The sequence below is a fragment of the Halosubterraneus shenae genome, from assembly GCF_050510935.1.
Taxonomy (GTDB): domain Archaea; phylum Halobacteriota; class Halobacteria; order Halobacteriales; family Haloferacaceae; genus JBDGPU01.
Genome location: NZ_JBNLVO010000004.1, coordinates 205,538 through 221,702, shown reverse-complemented (window position 1 = coordinate 221,702; position 16,165 = coordinate 205,538). Strand labels below are relative to the sequence as shown.

The following is a 16,165-nucleotide window of genomic DNA, read 5'->3' as shown; positions in this document are numbered from 1 at the left end:
GCCGCCGCGGTCCGCTCCCGAAGCTGGCTTATCGACGCCGACCGACGGCGACGAGGGCGACCGCGACCAGGGCGAGCAGCGCGAGGCCGACGCCGAACCCGTCGGCGGACTCCTCCGTCGTTGTCGTCGGCGTGTCAGTCGCCGCGGCCGTCTCCGTCGCGGTCGCCGTCGCGTCCGGCTCGTCGGAGATCGCGCGGATCCGGACCGGACTCGACTCGACGCCCTCGCCCGTCGCGACCAGCGTGTGGTTGCCGGGCTCGGACACCTCGAAGCGGAGCGTCCCGTCGGCTTCCGTCTCGCCGACGACCTCGCCGTCGAGCGTGACTGTCACACCTTCGACGACCTCGCCGTACTCGTCGGTGACGGTGACGGAGAGCCGTTCACCGGCCACCATCCGCTCGTTTGCCGGCGTCAGATTCAGCGCGTCGACGCGGTTGACCGCAAGCTCGGCGTCCGTCGCGGACTCGCGAACGGAGACCGTCTTCGTCGTCGACTCGTAGCCGTCCTTCGACGTCCGGAGCTTCAGTTTCGTGTTCACAGGCACGCGGACGCTCGTCTCGCCGTTCGAGAGCGTCGTTACGCTGGCGACGTCGCCGATCTGGACCGAGACGCCCTGGAGCGCTTCGGGCTGCTCGAAGTGGTCGTCCACGACGCTGATCGACAGCTCGACGGACCCGCTTTCGAGCGCGACCGTCTCCGTGACGTTGCCGTCGACAGTGACGGTCCGCGTCTCGCGGTAGTAGCCCGGCTTCACGACGGAGACGTCGTACTCGCCCTGCTCGATGACGCCGGAGTCGAACGCCCCCTGGTCGTTGGTCGTGCCGCGGACGACCACGTCGCCGTCCTTGCGCACGACGACCTGCGCGTCGGCGACGGACTCGTTGTTCTCGGTCGCGACGACGGCGAGGCCGCCCTTCTCGGCGACCTCGACCGTGACGTCCCGCGCGGTCGCGTTCTCGACGACGTACGGGTCGTTCCGGACGTAGTCGGGGTGGTCGACCTCGATGGTGACGTCCGCGCTGGCGGGTACGTCGACGAAGGCCTTGCCGTTGCTCGCGGTCGTCTCCTGTGCGGAGCCGCCGTCCCAGGTCGCGTTCAGGTCGGCGTTCCCGACCGCGTCGCCGTCGACCGTTTCGACGGAGACGGTCAGCGTGACGGTGTCCTGTGTCGTCGCGGCACCTGCCCCAGCAATCGGGGAAACGAGGAGGAGAGCGACAACGGATATCGCGGTGACTGTCGCGTTCATACGGAGGGATTCTCGTGAGGGGTGTTGAATCGTTCGACAGTTCGAATCGTTTTTGAGCGGTTCGTGTGGGAGGTGATAGTAGTCTCACCGGCGTCTGTAACCGGCGTCGCTGACGACTGAGAGCGGACAATTACCGGACGGACGAGGATATCATCGCCGATATCGCCGGCGCAGGGAGCAGCTTCCGGGTCCATGTCCGACACACCACGCGGATCAATCATCTTTTTCGGTGCGGAATCGAACCCCCGGGTATGACTGGTGTCCGGGTCGGATCCGCGCTGACGGCGGAACAGGCGGCGATCAAGGAACTCGTCCACGAGTTCGCGGTGGAGGAGGTTCGCCCCGGGGCGCAGGCGGCCGACGCCGACGAGGAGTTCCCGGAGGACGTCTGGGACGGGCTGGCCGAGCTCGACCTCACGGGGCTGACGGTGCCCGAGGAGTACGGCGGCTTCGACGCCGATCGGACGACCTACGCCATCGTCAACGAGGAGCTCGCCTACGGCCAGCTCGCGGTGGCGACGGCGCTGTCGGTCCACTCGCTCGCCACCTCGTGTATCGCCGAGTTCGGCTCCGAGGCCCTGAAGGAGGAGTACCTCCCGGAGATGGCCGAGGGCCGTCCCGTCGGCATGTTCTGTCTCTCCGAGCCCGAGGCGGGGTCGAACCCGGCGGAGATGTCGACGACGGCCGAGCGCGACGGCGACGAGTACGTCCTGAACGGGCAGAAGCAGTGGATCACGAACGGCCAGCGCGGCGACGTCGCCATCGTGTTCGCGAAGACCGACGGCGACGACCCCTCCTCGATCACGCAGTTCCTCGTGCCAGCCGACACCGAGGGGTTCGAGGTCGGCAAGAAGGAGGAGAAGCTCGGGCTCCGTGCCTCGGACACGGTGGGCATCACGTTCGACGACTGTCGGATCCCCGCGGAGAACCGGCTCACCGAGGAGGGAAAGGGGCTCTCGGCGGCGTTCCGGATCCTCACTGGGGGCCGCATCGGCATCGCGGCCCAGGCCGTCGGCCTCGCGCAGGCGGCCTTCGACGAGGCGAAGGAGTACGCCGGCGAGCGCGAGCAGTTCGACCAGTCCATCGACCAGATCCAGTCGGTGCGGCACAAGTTCTCGGAGATGGCCACGAAGATCGAGGCGAGCCGCCTGCTCGTCCGCGAGGCCTGTCGGCAGGCCGAGGCCGGCGAGGACAACACGGTCGCCGCCTCCATGGCGAAGTACTTCGCGAGCGACGCGGCGATGTTCGTGACGAACGAGGCCGTCCAGATCCACGGCGGCTACGGCTACATGTCGGAGTTCGACGTCGAGCGCATGTACCGCGACGCGAAGATCACGGAGATCTACGAGGGGACGACGGAGATCCAAAAGAAGATCATCGCGCGGGAGTTACTGTAACGCGATGGACGCCAGCGACCCCACCGACGCTGCTTCCGAGACTCCAGTCGGGAACGAGCCTGCCGATGGTGAGCCTGCCGGCAGCGACACCGTCAGCAGCGAGCCCGCCCTCCCCGCGTTCGTCGACTGGGACGCGTACGACGCCGTGGTCTACGACCTCGACGGCACGCTCGTCGACCTCCAGGTCGACTGGAACCAGGTCGCCACCGACGTCATCGGCGTCTACGAGGACGCCGCGATCGACCCGCCGGGCGACGGACTCTGGGAGCTACTCGAGAGCGCGTCCGAACACGGCCTCGAAGCCGACGTCGAGGCGGCGATCGCGAGTCACGAGCGCGCGGGTGCGGAGGCCTCCGACCGCCTTGCGCTCGCCGACGCGCTCCAGCCGACCCACGCCGACCGGACCGCCGTCTGCTCGCTCAACTGCGAGGCCGCGTGTCGGATCGCGCTGTCGACCCACGGCGTCGCCGACGGCGTCTCCGCGGTCGTCGGACGCGACTCGGTGGCCACCCACAAACCGGACCCGGAACCGTTGCTCGCGGCCGTCCGCGCGCTCGACGCGGAGCCGGAGCGGGCGCTGTTCGTCGGTGACTCCGAGCGCGACGCGGTGACCGCGGAGCGTGCGGGCGTGGCGTTCCAGTGGGTCGACGGCGACCCGGACGCGTAAGTCGCGAACCGCGGCCGCGACCGACCGATCAGTCGCTCTCCTCGCGTTTCACGTCGCCGGCGTCGTACCGCTTCGCGTAGAGGAACGCGCCGACCGCCGTCAGGAACCAGATCGGGGCGCCGACGCGGATGGCGAACGCGGCGCGAGCGGGCCAGGTCTCGAGCGTGACCATCGTCGAGAGCAGCGCGACGATCGGCGCGCCGACCAGGATGGTGACGACGAAGGTCGTCTGCATCACCCAGCCGTAGTCGACGCCCTCGACCTCGGTCCGCTCGATGGGTTGCACGGTTGCACCTACGGGTCGCTTCCCTAAGCGTTGTCGACTCCGACCGGTCGACGGTCGCGGCGGCCGAGCAGGGTTCCGGGACCCAACCTCTTTATCCCACAGCGGTCGAATCAGCGGGCATGACCACGACGCGGGAGCTGCGGTCGATGGCCGGCGAGGAGCCGATAACCATGCTGACGGCGTACGACGCGCCGACGGCGGAGGTCGTCGACGAGGCCGGCATCGACGTGATCCTCGTCGGCGACAGCATGGGCAATGCCGTGATGGGCTACGAGTCGACGCTGCCCGTCACCGTGGCGGACGTCCAGCGGCGGACCGAGTCGGTCGTGCGCGCGACCGAGGACGCGCTCGTCGTCGCCGACATGCCCTTCCTCTCGTTCGGCGTCGACGAGGCCGACTCCATCGAGAACGCGGGGACGATGCTGAAGGAGGCCGGCGCCGACGCCGTCAAGCTCGAGAGCGGGCCCCACACCGTCGAGCTGACCCGGCGCCTGACCGAGCTCGGCATCCCCGTGATGGCCCACCTCGGGCTCACGCCCCAGCACGTCAACCAGCTCGGCGGGTACACGCGGCAGGGCACCGAGCAGGACGCCGCCGAGGAGATCATCGAGGGGGCGAAGGCCCACGCGGACGCCGGTGCCTTCTCGCTCGTCTTAGAGCACGTCCCCGCGAACCTCGCCGGCGCGGTGACCGAGGCCATCGACGTCCCGACGATCGGGATCGGCGCGGGCCCGGACACCGACGGACAGGTGCTCGTCATCACCGACGTGCTCGGGCTCGACGACTGGTCGCCGCCGTTCTCCAGGCAGTTCGGCGACGTGCGCAGCGAGATGGAAAAAGCGGTCGCGGACTACCGGGACGCCGTCGAGGACGGGTCGTTCCCGGCGGCGGAACACAGCCACGTCGAGGAAAGTCTGGACGACCTCTACTAGGAGTTCCTTTTAAGCGCTCAGTCCTGGCCGAGGATCCCGCGGTGGGTCATCGCCTCGGGGTCGAGCACCTCGTCGGCTTCCTCCTCGGTGAGGTAGCCTTCGGCGACGGCGACCTCGCGGACCGTCTTTCCCTCCGCGAGCGCCTGCTTGGCGACCTTCGACGCCTTGTCGTAGCCGATCGCGGGGTTCAGCGCCGTCGCGAGCGCCATCGCGCGCTCGACCTGGCGCTCGCAGTGCTCCTCGTTGGCCTCGAGCTTCGCGACGAACTTCTCGCCGAACGTCTCGGCGGCGTTCGCCAGCAGCTTCGTGGACTCGAGGAAGTTGCTCGCGAGGACCGGCTTGTAGAGGTTCAGGTCGATCTCGCCGCGGGCCGCGCCCGCGGAGACGGCGGCGTCGTTGCCGACGACCTGCTTGTGGACCTGCGTCACCGACTCGGCGACGACCGGGTTGATCTTGCCGGGCATGATCGAGGAGCCGGGCTGGTTCTCGGGCTGTTCGATCTCGCCCAGCCCGTTGCGCGGGCCGGAGGCGAGCAGCCGGAGGTCGTTGGCGATCTTGTTCAGCGAGCCCGCGACCGTCCGGAGCGCGCCGTGGGCCTCCGACATCGCGTCGTGGGCCGCCTGCGCCTCGAAGTGGTTGTCGGCCTCGCGGAACGTCGTCCCCGTCTCCTCGGAGATGTACTCCGCAGCCAGCTCGGGGAACTCCTCGTGCGTGTTGAGCCCGGTGCCCGTCGCCGTCCCGCCGAGCGCGAGCTCGCGGAGGTGGAAGCGTACGTCGCCGACGCGCTTGATGCCCTTCTCGACCTGCGCGCGGTAGCCGCCGAACTCCTGGCCGAGCCGGACCGGCGTCGCGTCCTGCAGGTGCGTGCGGCCCGTCTTGACGACGTCGTCGAACTCGACCTCCTTCGTCTCGAGTTCGGCGTGGAGCGATTCGAGGGCCGGGATGAGGTCCTTCTCGACGGCCTCGAGCGCGGCGACGTGCATCGCGGTCGGGATGACGTCGTTCGAGGACTGGCCGTAGTTGACGTGGTCGTTCGGGTGGACGACGCGTTCGCCGACCTCCGCGCCCATGATCTCGGCGGCGCGGTTGGCGATGACCTCGTTCGCGTTCATGTTCGAGGACGTCCCCGAGCCGGTCTGGAACACGTCGACCGGGAACTGGTCGTCGTGCTCGCCGGCGATGACCTCGTCGGCGGCCTCGACGATGGCGTCGGCGATCTCGTCGTCGACGAGCCCGAGGTCGTTGTTCGCCTGCGCGGCGGCCTTCTTCACGACGCCGAGCGCGCGGACGAACCGCCGCCCGAAGGTCCGGTCCGAGATGGGGAAGTTCTCCACGGCGCGCTGGGTCTGGGCGCCCCAGTAGGCGTCGGCCGGGACCTCCATTTCTCCGAGGCTATCCTCCTCGATGCGGTAGTCGTCTGCCATACCCGAGGCTCGGGTCTAAGCCAGCGTAAAACCCACCGAAACGATCCGGACGCGCGGTCTGGCCGCTCGGTCCGTCTGTTTATAAAAGCCTCAGGCGTCGAGCTCGCCGTCGCCGTGCTCCGCGTACGCCTCCGGCGTGTACGTCGACAGCTCCATCGCGTGGATGTCCGTCGTCATGTGGTCGTCGAGCGCGTCGTACACCATCTGGTGCTGGTCCACGAGCGTCTCGCCCTCGAAGGCGGGGGAGACGATGACGGCGGCGTAGTGGTCGTCCTCGGCCTCGTCGTTGTGGACGCGGGGCATCGTCACGCGTGCCTCGGCGTCCGGGATCGCGGACTCGATGAGTGCCTCGATCTCGTCGGTATCCATACCCACACTGCGGGCTTCGAGGTAAAAAGCCGACCGCAATGCGCACGGACGACCGCAATCCGTATGACCTGCCGCGACCACGCGCAACCGTGACCACCGACCTCGACGTCGCGGCCGCGCGCGACCGCCTTCTTGCGGAGCACGGCGAGCTGCTGGCGACGGTCCTCGACTGCGCGGACGCCGTCGCCGCCGACTTCGAGACGACCGTCGACAGCGCGCCGGCGACGCGTGACTCGCGGTCGATCCGGGACCCGTTGCAGGCGACGCTGGAGCGTGCGGGCGTGTTGGAGCAGTTACCGGCGGTCCTGGCCGACGCCGTCGAGGCCGCGGGGGCGTCGATGCCCGCAAAGCCCGTCGCCGCGCCGCCGTACGTCGTCGTCACGAGCACGGGGCCGACGTTGCGCGCGACGCTCGACGGGCGGCGGTTGATCGTGCGACTGGAGGTGTTCGCGGTGGCGGACGGCGCGTTCGTCCGGCGGAACGCGTCGCCCGCGGCGGCGCTGTCGGTGGCGGTCGCGTAGGCTGGAACACTGGCAATTCAACGGCAGGGATCGGTCTTACCAACGACACGAACGACCTCGGATGGGTCGAGACTGCGTGCTCGGGAGGTGCGTGCGCGCCATCGGCAGCCGGCCACTCCAACGGAAACTGGAACCGGAATACAAATAGCCGAATAGATCCAATGCATAGATATCCAGATGTCGGACGATACCAGTTCCAAGCAGGTCCCCAGTCAACCGGTCATCGTTCAGGAAGACTCCCACCAGAACGAGATTCCGGACAACATCGACCCGGAGCTGTACTCGACGGACGTCCCGGACAACTCGTTCAAGGAGTTCAAGATCAGTCCCGGCGACGAGCTCGTCGAAGCGCTCCGCGAGAACGGCTACACGGTAGAGTTCCAGGACCGCTAGCGGAGGTTTAGCCGAGTGTGAGCCGTATTTCGGCTCCCTCTTCTCGTCTCGTGCAGCTTGACGCTCGGTCTGTTCGAGTGGGATACACCTGCTGCTCGGGGTTTTTTGAACGAGTTTTGCGAGGGAAGAGCGCTCCAGCGAGCGTCTTCCGCATCACGGGGGGTGGACCCCGGCGATGCGAGGGAAGGGATTTGAACCCTCGGACCTCTACAGGAGCGGATCTTGAGTCCGCCGCCGTTTCCGAGCTTGGCTACCCTCGCACGCAGCGTCATGTCCGCCATCGGCCGGGTTCAACCTGCCGATTTTCGTCGGTCGAGCGCGCCCGAGAGAAACGGTTAGGCGGCGCCAGCACGTACGCGTCCACATGGACGACCACACCCGGGACCCGAGCGTCGCGCCACCACTGGGCGACCCCACCGGGTGGCACCGCGAGCGCCGGCAGTGGGAGCACGCGACGCTGCGCCGGGCGACGGCCCACGGCGTCCGGCTGTTCAACGCGGGCGACTACCACGAGTCCCACGACTGCTTCGAGGACGAGTGGTACAACTACGGCAGCGGGACCACCGAGAGCGCCTTCCTCCACGGGATGGTCCAGGTGGCCGCGGGGGCGTACAAGCACGACGACTTCGAGAACGACGCCGGCATGCGGAGCCTCTTCGAGACGGCGCTGCAGTACCTCCACGGCGTGCCCGGCGACTTCTACGGGGTCAACGTCGACGACGTCCGGGCCACGCTCCGGGCGGCGCTCGACGACCCCGCGACCCTCGACGGCTGGCGGATCGCGCTCGACGACCAGCAACCGGCCGCCTATCCCGCGGACTACGAGTACGCCGAGGGGCTGGAGCACGGTCCCTGAAGCCGGCCGCGGGAGGGTAAACCCGCCCAACGCGACGGAAACCGGTCGAATCGCCCTGGATCCGAACAGGTCTTCCCTCCCCACCCCCTCGATCCGGTATGGAAGTGTTCGAGCTGGGGGAGGGAACCCCCGACATCGCAGTCGTCGGCGCGATCCACGGCGACGAGCCGAGCGGCGCGCGGGCGGTCGAGCGACTCGTGAGCGACGATCTGGATCTCGAGCGACCGGTGAAGCTCATCATCGCGAACGAGGAGGCGCTCGAGGCGGAGCAGCGGTACCTCGACGAGGACCTCAACCGGGCGTTCCCGGGCGATCCGGACGCCGACAGCCACGAGGGCCGGCTGGCCCACCGATTGAAGTCGGAGCTGACGGGCTGTACGACGCTGGCGCTCCACTCGACGCAGTCGTACGCGGAACCGTTCGCCGTCGTCGACACGATGGACGAGGTCGCTCGCGGCGTCTGCCCGCACCTCCCGGTCGACATCGTCATCCAGACCGACCTCTTCACTGAGGGCCGCCTGATCGAGCATCCCCACACGATCGAGGTCGAGGCCGGCCTCCAGGGGTCCGAGGCGGCCGCGGACAACGCCTACTGGCTCTCGCGCGCGTTCCTCACGGCGACGGGCGCGCTGCCGGCCCCCGGCAACGACGACGTCGTCGACGCCGGCGGGCGCGACGACGTGGACGTGTTCCGACTCGAGGACCGGATCCCGAAGCCGCGCGCGACCGACTACGAGGTGTTCGCCCACAACTTCGAACGCGTCGAGGAGGGCGAGACGTTCGCCCGGGCGGACGACGACGAGCTCGTCGCCGACGAGGACTTCTACCCCGTCCTGCTGTCCGCGTACGGCTACGAGGAGCAGTTCGGCTACGTCGCGGAAAAAGTCGGATCGCTGGCGTAGGGTAGTTCCTCTCGGTGCGGACTCGTTTTCTCCCTTAGCTCTCGGCGACGTCGTACTGGCGTTCGTACTCCATGACGGTCGCGATCTCCTCGGCAACGTCGGTGCCGAACTCCCGCTCGACGACGTACAGCGCGAGGTCGATGCCGGAGGTGATGCCGCCGGCCGAGACGACGTCGCCGTCGTCGACGACGCGCGCGTCGACGACGATGGCGCCGGACTCGCGGAGCTCGTCGGTCGCGCTCGCGTGTGTCACGGCCCGGCGGTTGTCCGTGATACCGGCCTCGGCGAGGAGCATCGAACCGGTACACACCGAGGCGATACGAACGCCGGCGTCGTGATAGTCCTCGAGCGCGGCCGGAACTTCGCCCCGCTGGGCTTCGGCCCACGCGCTCGCCTCGGCGTCGCGGTCGTTCCAGCCCCCGCCGGGGACGACGAGGAGGTCAGGGAGGTCGGCCGCGGCGACGGCCTCGTCGGTGGGATCGGCCAGGACGCCGTCCGGTTCGATTCGGGTACCGTGGCTCGCGGTCACCCGGTCCCGCTCAGTGAGCGTGACGAACGAGAGCGACACCTCGCCGTCGGCGTACTGTCCAGCGTAATCGAACACCTCGTATGGGCCGATGGCGTCGAGCTCGTCAAATCCGTCGTAAATGAGGATCTGGACGTTCATAATCGATCGGAGGGAAGCGATCCAAAGAGTGTTGCGGTGGGTGTGACAACCGAGTGGAACGTTGAGAGCCGCTATTCCTCCGGATCCTCGCCACGGGCGCGCTTGAACATCGCGAGGGCTTGCTCGCGGCGCTCCGAGTGGTCGACGATGGGGGTGGGGTAGTCCGGCGCCGCGCGCCGCCGCTGCGTGTCGGAGAGCTCGTGCCACTCGTGGATCAGGTCGGCGTCGACGCCGCGGAGCTCGGGGACGAACTCCCTGATGTACTCGGCGTCCGGGTCGTAGCGCTCGCCCTGCGTCATGGGGTTGAAGATGCGGAAGTACGGCTGGGCGTCCGTCCCGGTCGACGCGATCGACTGCCAGCCGCCGTTGTCGTTGGCGGTGTCGTGGTCGACGAGGTGCTCCCGGAAGTGGTCGTACCCCTCCCGCCAGTCGATCAGCAGGTCCTTCGTCAGGAAGGAGGCGACGATCATCCGCACGCGGTTGTGCATGTACGCCTCCGCGCGGAGCTGCCGCATGCCGGCGTCGACGATGGGATACCCGGTCTCCCCCGCCTTCCACGCGGCCAGGTGGTCCGGGTCGTTCTCCCACTCGATCGGTTCCTCGTACGTCTGGTAGTTCTCCGTGACGACCTCGGGGTTGTGGAACAGCACCTGCGTGTAGAACTCGCGCCAGGCGAGCTGACTCTCGAACTCCTCGACGCTCTCGACGGCCGTCTCCGGGTCCAGGTCCGCGAGGTCGCCCTCGAACTCCCCGGCCTCGGCGGTCGCCTTCGCGTCCATCACGCGCTCGTGGACCTCCCGGACGCCGATCGTGCCGAACTTCAGGTCCGCGGAGAGGCGTGAGGTCCCCGACTCCGCGGGATACTCCCGGCCCTCCTCGTAGCGAAAGACGTCCGCGCCACAGAACGATTCGAGCCGGTCGCGCGCGGCGGCGGTGCCGGCCGGCTGGATGGTCGCGTCCGGCGCCTCGAAGCCGAGGCCCTCGATGCTCGGGAGGTCGCCGACGGCGACGGCGTCGACTCCCTCCACGGCGGCGACGTCGACGTCGGCAACGGCGTCTTCGAGGTCCCCGCTCGCGACGAGATCGTCGGGGCTCGGCGGGTCTCTGGAGTTCTCCTTCTCGCGGTCCTGCCACTTCTTCCAGTAGTACGTGTACACCTGGTAGGGATCGCCCTGGTTCGTCCGGATCGCATCGGGCGTGTGGAGGACGGCGTCGTGGTGGGCCTCGCGACCGACGTCGACGTCGTCGAGCGCGCGGCGAACGCGCGCGTCGCGATCGCGAGCCAGTCCCGAGTAGTCGCGGTTCCACGCGCTCCCGTCCGCGTCCAGTGCGTCCGCGAGCGCGGGGAGGACCGCGGCCGGGTCGCCGTGGGCCACGAGCAGGTCGCTTTCGCGGTCACGATACGCGTCGCGGAGGGCGGCGAGCGCGTCGAGCATGAACCGAACCCGCGGCGCGCCGGCGTGGTCGAGCACGGCCCCGTCGAAGACGAACACCGGGGCGACCGCGTCGCGGTCGGCGGTCGCCGCCAGTCCCAGGTTGTCGGCGACGCGAAGGTCCCGCCGATGCCAGAACAGTTCCATACCCACCCATGTGTCGCTCGCCACCTGAAGATACTGGAAGGTCCCATCGGGACCGGGCGCCCCCATTTTTAAGGGATGCGGCGTCCCTGCCGCCGTATGGAACGCGATCTGCACCTCCCGGTCGCTTCGCTTCCCGACCTCGACGACGTCGTCGATCTCTTCGAGCGGGGCGAGTCGTTCGGTTACGACGTGGCGTACCTCCCCGAGACCTGGGGCCGCGATGCCGTGACGACCCTCTCGCTCGCCGCCGAGCGGACGGAGACGATCGGCCTCGGCACGAGCATCCTCAACGTCTACTCGCGGTCGCCGACGCTGGTCGGCCAGACCGCGGCGACGCTCCAGGAGGCCTCCGACGGTCGGTTCCGGCTCGGCATCGGCCCCAGCGGGCCGCAGGTGATCGAGAACTGGCACGGTGCGGAGTTCGGGAACCCCCTCCGTCGCACGCGGGAGTACGTCGACGTGATCCGACAGACGCTCTCGGGGGAGGAGGTCCGGTACGACGGCGAGTACGTCCAGGTCGGCGGCTTCCGCCTGCGCTGCGACCCGCCCGAGCCCGCCCCGCCCGTCGAGGTCGCCGCCATGGGCCCGAAGGCGGTCGAGCTTGCGGGGCGCTTTGCCGACGGGTGGCACGCCCTGCTGTTCACGCCGGACGGGCTCCGGGACCGCCTCGGCGACCTCGAACGCGGCGCCGACCTCGGGGACCGCGACCCGGACGCGATCCGGACGACGCTGTCCCTCAACTGCTGCGTGCTCGAGGACGGCGAGCGGGCGCGCTCGCTGGCGCGGCAGCACCTCGCGTTCTACGTCGGCGGGATGGGTACCTACTACCGCGACGCGCTCGCCAGGCAGGGCTACGAGGAGCGCGCGAATGCCATCTACGACGCCTGGCAGGCCGGGGACCGCGAGGAGGCACTGGCCGCCGTCGACGACGACCTGCTCGATAAGCTGACCGTCAGCGGGACGCCGGAGCAGGCCGGGCGCGCCCTCGAGCGCTTCGAGGCGGTCGACGGCCTCGACGCGGTCGCCGTCTCCTTCCCGCGCGGCGCGGAGACCGCGGAGATCCGGGAGACGATGGCGGCGCTGGCGCCCGAATAGCGACTCGCTGCCGTCCCCGCTTTCAACCGCTTTTAGCCGTCGTCCGCGACCCAGGGCAGCGACAGCGACTCGCGGCGGCCGTCGAGCACGTCGAACACCTCCCCGCGACGCCGCTCGAGCCAGTGGAGCAGCCGCGCCGCCCAGGTCAGCTTGCGGGCCTTCATCGGTCCCACGTCGGGGTCGTCGAAGTCCCAGCCGACGAACCGGAGCTCGCCCGCGCCGAAGTGGTCCGCCAGAAACGCAGCGCGGTCGCCGTCGGTGAACCCGCCGAAGTTCCGGACCGGACCGTTCGGTTCGGCCTGGGTCGTCGCGAGCGTCCACTCGTCGGCGAGTCGCGGGAGCCACTCGCGGACGGCCGGCACGTTGTCGCCGTGGGCATGTGCCGCGACCGGGACGCCGGACTCGGCGAGCTCCCGGGCGGTTTCGGGGTTGCCGTCGAGGTCCGTCACGAGCAGGTCGACGGCGACGCCGTCCTCACGGAGCACGTCGGCCGCGCTCGAGGCCGCGACGACGGCGTCCGCGGCGCGGGCGCGGTCGAGCGCCGCGGGCTCGGCGAGACCGGGGCCCGCGCCGGCGACGGCGACGGTCGCGTCCGCGAGGAAGTCGAGCTTGCCGAGGGCGAACGGCGACGCGAGGTCGGCGGCGACGTCGCGGGCTCGCTCGTCGGCGGTCCGGTCGAAGCCGAAGTCGTCGAGCACCGCCTCGTAGGCGGGCTCCCACTCGGCGAAGTTCACGGACTCACCTCTCCGCTCGTCGCCCGCGCACGTTCGTGAACCGACCGACGGCGCTGTCGCTCCGCGATAAAGATACGGTGTGGGCCGAAGTGGCACCGAGTACCCCTACCCACGTGCCCCTTCGGCGTCCGGTCGAGTGGTTGTCCACACTGGGGCATAAACTTTCTCTTACCTGAAGCCATCGGCGACGACCTCGAGTGGGTCCCGGAGCGCGGCTGACTCGTCCGAGACCCGGCGTTCGAGGTCCTCGGCCGCCGACGGCGTGACGACGAGCAGACCGGCGGTGGGGTCGTCCGATTCGACGGACTCGCCGTTGCCCGCGGCGGGGGCGAACAACGCATTCGTCTCCACGACCGCGGCCCGGAGTGCGCCCAGGGCCGTCTGGTCGAGCCCCGACAGCTCGAACGTCCGGAGGATCGCCTCGTCCGCGACGGTCGGGTCGGCGTCGAGGCGGTCGAGGTGGCGGTCGACCTCCCTGGGCGTCGTCACGTCCAGCTCCTCGACCGCGACGTCGTCGCTCCGGCGAGCGCGGTCCCGCGCGAACTCCTCGCCGATGAGCGCCGCGTCGCGCGTCTCCCGGACGTCGTGGGTCCGGATGACGTGGGCGCCGCGCTCGACGGCCATCGACGTGGCCGCCAGCGAGACCGGGAGCGCCTCCTCGGTGTCGCGGCCGGCGACCTCCCGGAGGAAGTTCTTCCGGTTGATCGAGACGAGCAACGGGCGGCCGTAGCCGCGGAACTCGCGGAGGCGGTGGAACGTTTCGCGGTCGTGATCGGTCGTTTTCGCCTCCGACCAGCCGCCGAAGGCGGGGTCGAGGATGGTCTTGTCCGTGAAGCCGTTCTGTGAGAGCGCGTCGTAGATGTCGTCGACTTCCTCGACGGCGCCGGGGCGTTCGAGGTCCGGCGGGGACGCCATCTTCGAGACCGCGGCGTCGCGCTCCGCGCAGACCCTGGGCATCTCCGGGTCCGCGAACCCGCAGATGTCGTTCACCATGTCGAAGCCGCGGTCGAGCGCCTCGGCGGCGACCTCGTGGTAACGCGTCTCGATCGACCAGACGGCGTCGCCGGAGGTCGATGCCATCGTCTCGATGGCGGTGTCGAGCCGCTCCAGCTCCTCCTCGGCCGAGAGCACCTCGAACCGCTTGTTGGCGGATTCGAGGCCGACGTCGACGATGTCGGCGCCCTCGCCGATGAGCTCCTCGTCGACGTACTGGGCCGCTTCGCCGGGGTCGTCGTAGACGCTCGGGTCGTACGGCGACTCCTCGCTGACGTTGAGTACGCCCATGATCCGCGGCGGATGGTCGTCGCCGATCCCGAGCCCTGCGGCGTCCACGCTTCGCATGGATCACGGTTGGTCGCCATCACCAAAGGCTGCCCGGAAGGGGCCGGCGCGTCTGCTTTCGTCGCCAGCGACGGACGCTGTGTCGCGCCGGCGGCAAGCGCCGCGTCGTCGTCCGCGAGGGTCCCGGAAGCCCTCGGCTCAGCCACCGAACGAACGGCCTTTTATCCGTCCGTACCCGACGAATCGGTATGGACAAGGTGAGTGTCGGACTTCGCGGGTGGCGGTTCACGGAGTCCGAGATCTTCGACGAGGACGGGGAGTTCAAACCGCTCGACGAGATCCCCGAGGAGCCGCGCGAGCGGCTCGTCCGGCTCCGGACGCTCGTCGAGGAGCCGTGTGACGCCTGCTACCTGACGTACGGCGAGGCGGAGATCGATCGCTGTCGGCAGGCGACGGTCGTCTACGGCGAGCCGTTCGACGAGGTGCTGCTCTGTGCGGACCACGAACCCGACTTCCGCTACTGGTTCCAGGAGGAAGGTGGCAGCGAGTACACGGGTGACGAGGAGTTCGCGAACCGCTTCCACGAGTGGTTCGACGCCGGCAACCGCGCGCCGGAGGGCTTCGGCGGCATCGAGCACGTCGACGCCGACCCCGACGCGCTGCCGGACCCGCCGGACCCGCTCGAGATCCAGGAGCGGATCGAGCAGAACTTCGAGGGCAAGCGCATCGACCTCCGGGACTACGCCGACGACGTCGAGAAGCCCGACGAGGAGGAGCGGGTCGACGACGAGGACCTCGCGGAGGCCGACCTCGACCTCTCGACCAACTACCCGGACCGATGAGCGAGGACCAGCCGACGGGCGTCGCCGAGGGCGAGGCCGGCGCCGACGCGGCCGACGTTGCCGACGCCAACGTCAACGCTGACGTCAATGCCGAGGCCGACCGCACTCTCGACCCCGAGAGCGCCCCCTCGGGCCCCCGAACGAAGAAACCGGTTGTGGTCGTCGTCGAGCCCGAGACCCCGGGCAACGTCGGCACCATCGCCCGCGCGATGAAGAACTTCGGGCTCTACGACCTGAAGCTGGTCGACCCGCCCGAGCTCGACGAGGACGGCGAGGCGTACGGCTTCGCGGGCCACGCACGCGAGGACGTACTCCCCAACGCCGACGAGATCACCTTCGAGGAGGTCGTCGAGAACTACCACACCATCGGCACCACCGCGATCACGGGCGAGGACGCGCGCAGTCACGTCCGATTCCCGTTCAAGACGCCGCGAGAGGTCGTCGAGGACCTGAAGACCGTCGAGTCCGACACGGCCATCGTCTTCGGCCGCGAGGGGAAGGGGCTCAACAACGAGGAGCTCGGCCAGCTCGACGAGGTCTGTGCGATCCCGGCCGACGAGCGGTACCCCGTGATGAACCTCGGGCAGGCCGCCAACGTGATCCTCTACGAACTCCGCGAGCTCACCGTCGAGAACACGCAGCTCCCGGACGTCGAGCGCGAGCGCGCCGACGCGGGGGACATCGAGCGCTTCCACGAGTACTTCTCGGAGTTCCTCGACAACGTCGACCAGCGTGACCATCGCAAGGAGAAAGCCGAGACGCTCGTCCGCCGGCTGTTCGGCCGCGCGCACCCGACCGAGCGCGAGATCCACACGCTGCTCGGCGTGCTCCGGAAGGCGAACACGAAGCTCGAGAACGCCGAGGAGCTGGCCGACCGCTTCGACGAGCCGCTGTACGGCGGCAACCCACGCAGCCGAAACGCGGAACGCGACGACTCGTAGCTTCGGCTTGTCAGGCCCAGGTAGGGTCCAGC

17 protein-coding genes, 1 tRNA gene and 1 pseudogene are annotated in these 16,165 nt (G+C 69.3%); 10 read left to right on the top strand and 9 right to left on the bottom strand.

Going from position 1 to position 16,165, the window contains the following annotated elements:
* Nucleotides 1–28 precede the first annotated feature (28 nt).
* Nucleotides 29–1,246 (bottom strand): carboxypeptidase-like regulatory domain-containing protein, encoded by a 1,218-nt coding sequence (locus ACQE3M_RS10215; RefSeq protein WP_430505502.1) that lies wholly within the window; start codon nucleotides 1,244–1,246, stop codon nucleotides 29–31.
* Nucleotides 1,247–1,497: 251 nt separating this feature from the next.
* On the opposite strand from ACQE3M_RS10215, the gene ACQE3M_RS10210 reads away from it, so the two are divergent.
* Both ACQE3M_RS10210 and ACQE3M_RS10205 read left to right on the top strand, forming a co-directional pair.
* Nucleotides 1,498–2,643, top strand: coding sequence for an acyl-CoA dehydrogenase family protein (locus ACQE3M_RS10210; RefSeq protein ID WP_430505501.1), 1,146 nt, complete (start codon nucleotides 1,498–1,500; stop codon nucleotides 2,641–2,643).
* Nucleotides 2,644–2,647: 4 nt separating this feature from the next.
* Nucleotides 2,648–3,310 (top strand): HAD family hydrolase, encoded by a 663-nt coding sequence (locus tag ACQE3M_RS10205; RefSeq protein ID WP_430505500.1) that lies wholly within the window; start codon nucleotides 2,648–2,650, stop codon nucleotides 3,308–3,310.
* 52 nt (nucleotides 3,311–3,362) lie between these two features.
* Here the strand turns inward: ACQE3M_RS10205 and ACQE3M_RS10200 are convergent.
* A pseudogene (locus ACQE3M_RS10200) lies at nucleotides 3,363–3,596 on the bottom strand (DUF5822 domain-containing protein); the annotation flags it as partial.
* Nucleotides 3,597–3,715: 119 nt separating this feature from the next.
* Between ACQE3M_RS10200 and panB the strand changes: the two are divergent.
* Entirely contained in the window at nucleotides 3,716–4,528 is an 813-nt protein-coding gene (gene panB, locus ACQE3M_RS10195) for a 3-methyl-2-oxobutanoate hydroxymethyltransferase (RefSeq protein ID WP_430505499.1), read from the top strand.
* Nucleotides 4,529–4,545: 17 nt separating this feature from the next.
* Here panB and ACQE3M_RS10190 read toward each other — a convergent pair whose 3' ends face one another.
* Entirely contained in the window at nucleotides 4,546–5,952 is a 1,407-nt protein-coding gene (locus tag ACQE3M_RS10190) for a class II fumarate hydratase (RefSeq protein ID WP_430505498.1), read from the bottom strand.
* Between the two features lie 90 nt (nucleotides 5,953–6,042).
* Complete coding sequence (locus ACQE3M_RS10185) at nucleotides 6,043–6,321, bottom strand: BolA family protein (RefSeq protein ID WP_430505497.1); 279 nt, start codon at nucleotides 6,319–6,321, stop codon at nucleotides 6,043–6,045.
* A gap of 89 nt (nucleotides 6,322–6,410) precedes the next feature.
* Between ACQE3M_RS10185 and ACQE3M_RS10180 the strand changes: the two genes are divergently transcribed.
* Together ACQE3M_RS10180 and ACQE3M_RS10175 are read left to right on the top strand one after the other, a co-directional pair.
* Nucleotides 6,411–6,842, top strand: coding sequence for a DUF7988 family protein (locus ACQE3M_RS10180; protein ID WP_430505496.1), 432 nt, complete (start codon nucleotides 6,411–6,413; stop codon nucleotides 6,840–6,842).
* Nucleotides 6,843–7,019: 177 nt separating this feature from the next.
* A complete protein-coding gene (locus ACQE3M_RS10175; protein ID WP_430505495.1) occupies nucleotides 7,020–7,235 on the top strand; it encodes a hypothetical protein in 216 nt (71 codons plus the stop codon).
* Nucleotides 7,236–7,411: 176 nt separating this feature from the next.
* On the opposite strand, the gene ACQE3M_RS10170 is transcribed toward ACQE3M_RS10175, so the two are convergent.
* A tRNA-Leu gene (locus tag ACQE3M_RS10170) sits at nucleotides 7,412–7,495 on the bottom strand.
* 104 nt (nucleotides 7,496–7,599) lie between these two features.
* Between ACQE3M_RS10170 and ACQE3M_RS10165 the strand changes: the two genes are divergently transcribed.
* Both ACQE3M_RS10165 and ACQE3M_RS10160 read left to right on the top strand, forming a co-directional pair.
* Nucleotides 7,600–8,091, top strand: a complete 492-nt coding sequence (locus ACQE3M_RS10165) for a DUF309 domain-containing protein (RefSeq protein WP_430505494.1) — start codon at nucleotides 7,600–7,602, stop codon at nucleotides 8,089–8,091.
* Between the two features lie 98 nt (nucleotides 8,092–8,189).
* Nucleotides 8,190–8,993, top strand: coding sequence for a M14 family metallopeptidase (locus tag ACQE3M_RS10160; protein WP_430505493.1), 804 nt, complete (start codon nucleotides 8,190–8,192; stop codon nucleotides 8,991–8,993).
* Between the two features lie 34 nt (nucleotides 8,994–9,027).
* Here the strand turns inward: ACQE3M_RS10160 and ACQE3M_RS10155 are convergent, their stop codons facing one another.
* Both ACQE3M_RS10155 and ACQE3M_RS10150 read right to left on the bottom strand, forming a co-directional pair.
* On the bottom strand, nucleotides 9,028–9,660 hold the full coding sequence (locus ACQE3M_RS10155; RefSeq protein ID WP_430505492.1) for a DJ-1/PfpI family protein: 633 nt from the start codon (nucleotides 9,658–9,660) through the stop codon (nucleotides 9,028–9,030).
* A 71-nt stretch (nucleotides 9,661–9,731) separates the two neighbouring features.
* Nucleotides 9,732–11,240, bottom strand: coding sequence for a cryptochrome/photolyase family protein (locus tag ACQE3M_RS10150; RefSeq protein WP_430505491.1), 1,509 nt, complete (start codon nucleotides 11,238–11,240; stop codon nucleotides 9,732–9,734).
* A 96-nt stretch (nucleotides 11,241–11,336) separates the two neighbouring features.
* Between ACQE3M_RS10150 and ACQE3M_RS10145 the strand changes: the two genes are divergently transcribed.
* A complete protein-coding gene (locus ACQE3M_RS10145; RefSeq protein WP_430505490.1) occupies nucleotides 11,337–12,335 on the top strand; it encodes a TIGR04024 family LLM class F420-dependent oxidoreductase in 999 nt (332 codons plus the stop codon).
* A 32-nt stretch (nucleotides 12,336–12,367) separates the two neighbouring features.
* On the opposite strand, the gene ACQE3M_RS10140 is transcribed toward ACQE3M_RS10145, so the two are convergent.
* The gene (locus ACQE3M_RS10140) at nucleotides 12,368–13,069 is read right to left on the bottom strand and encodes a 6-hydroxymethylpterin diphosphokinase MptE-like protein (RefSeq protein WP_430505489.1); all 702 of its coding nucleotides are present in this window, start codon (nucleotides 13,067–13,069) and stop codon (nucleotides 12,368–12,370) included.
* A gap of 168 nt (nucleotides 13,070–13,237) precedes the next feature.
* The gene (gene folP / locus ACQE3M_RS10135; protein WP_430505488.1) at nucleotides 13,238–14,410 is read right to left on the bottom strand and encodes a dihydropteroate synthase; all 1,173 of its coding nucleotides are present in this window, start codon (nucleotides 14,408–14,410) and stop codon (nucleotides 13,238–13,240) included.
* Between the two features lie 188 nt (nucleotides 14,411–14,598).
* On the opposite strand from folP, the gene ACQE3M_RS10130 reads away from it, so the two are divergent.
* Nucleotides 14,599–15,192: a hypothetical protein gene (locus tag ACQE3M_RS10130; RefSeq protein WP_430505487.1), complete on the top strand. Its 594-nt coding sequence runs from the start codon at nucleotides 14,599–14,601 to the stop codon at nucleotides 15,190–15,192.
* A complete protein-coding gene (locus ACQE3M_RS10125; RefSeq protein WP_430505486.1) occupies nucleotides 15,189–16,133 on the top strand; it encodes an RNA methyltransferase in 945 nt (314 codons plus the stop codon). The genes ACQE3M_RS10130 and ACQE3M_RS10125 overlap by 4 nt, the downstream gene beginning before the upstream one ends.
* Nucleotides 16,134–16,165 lie beyond the last annotated feature (32 nt).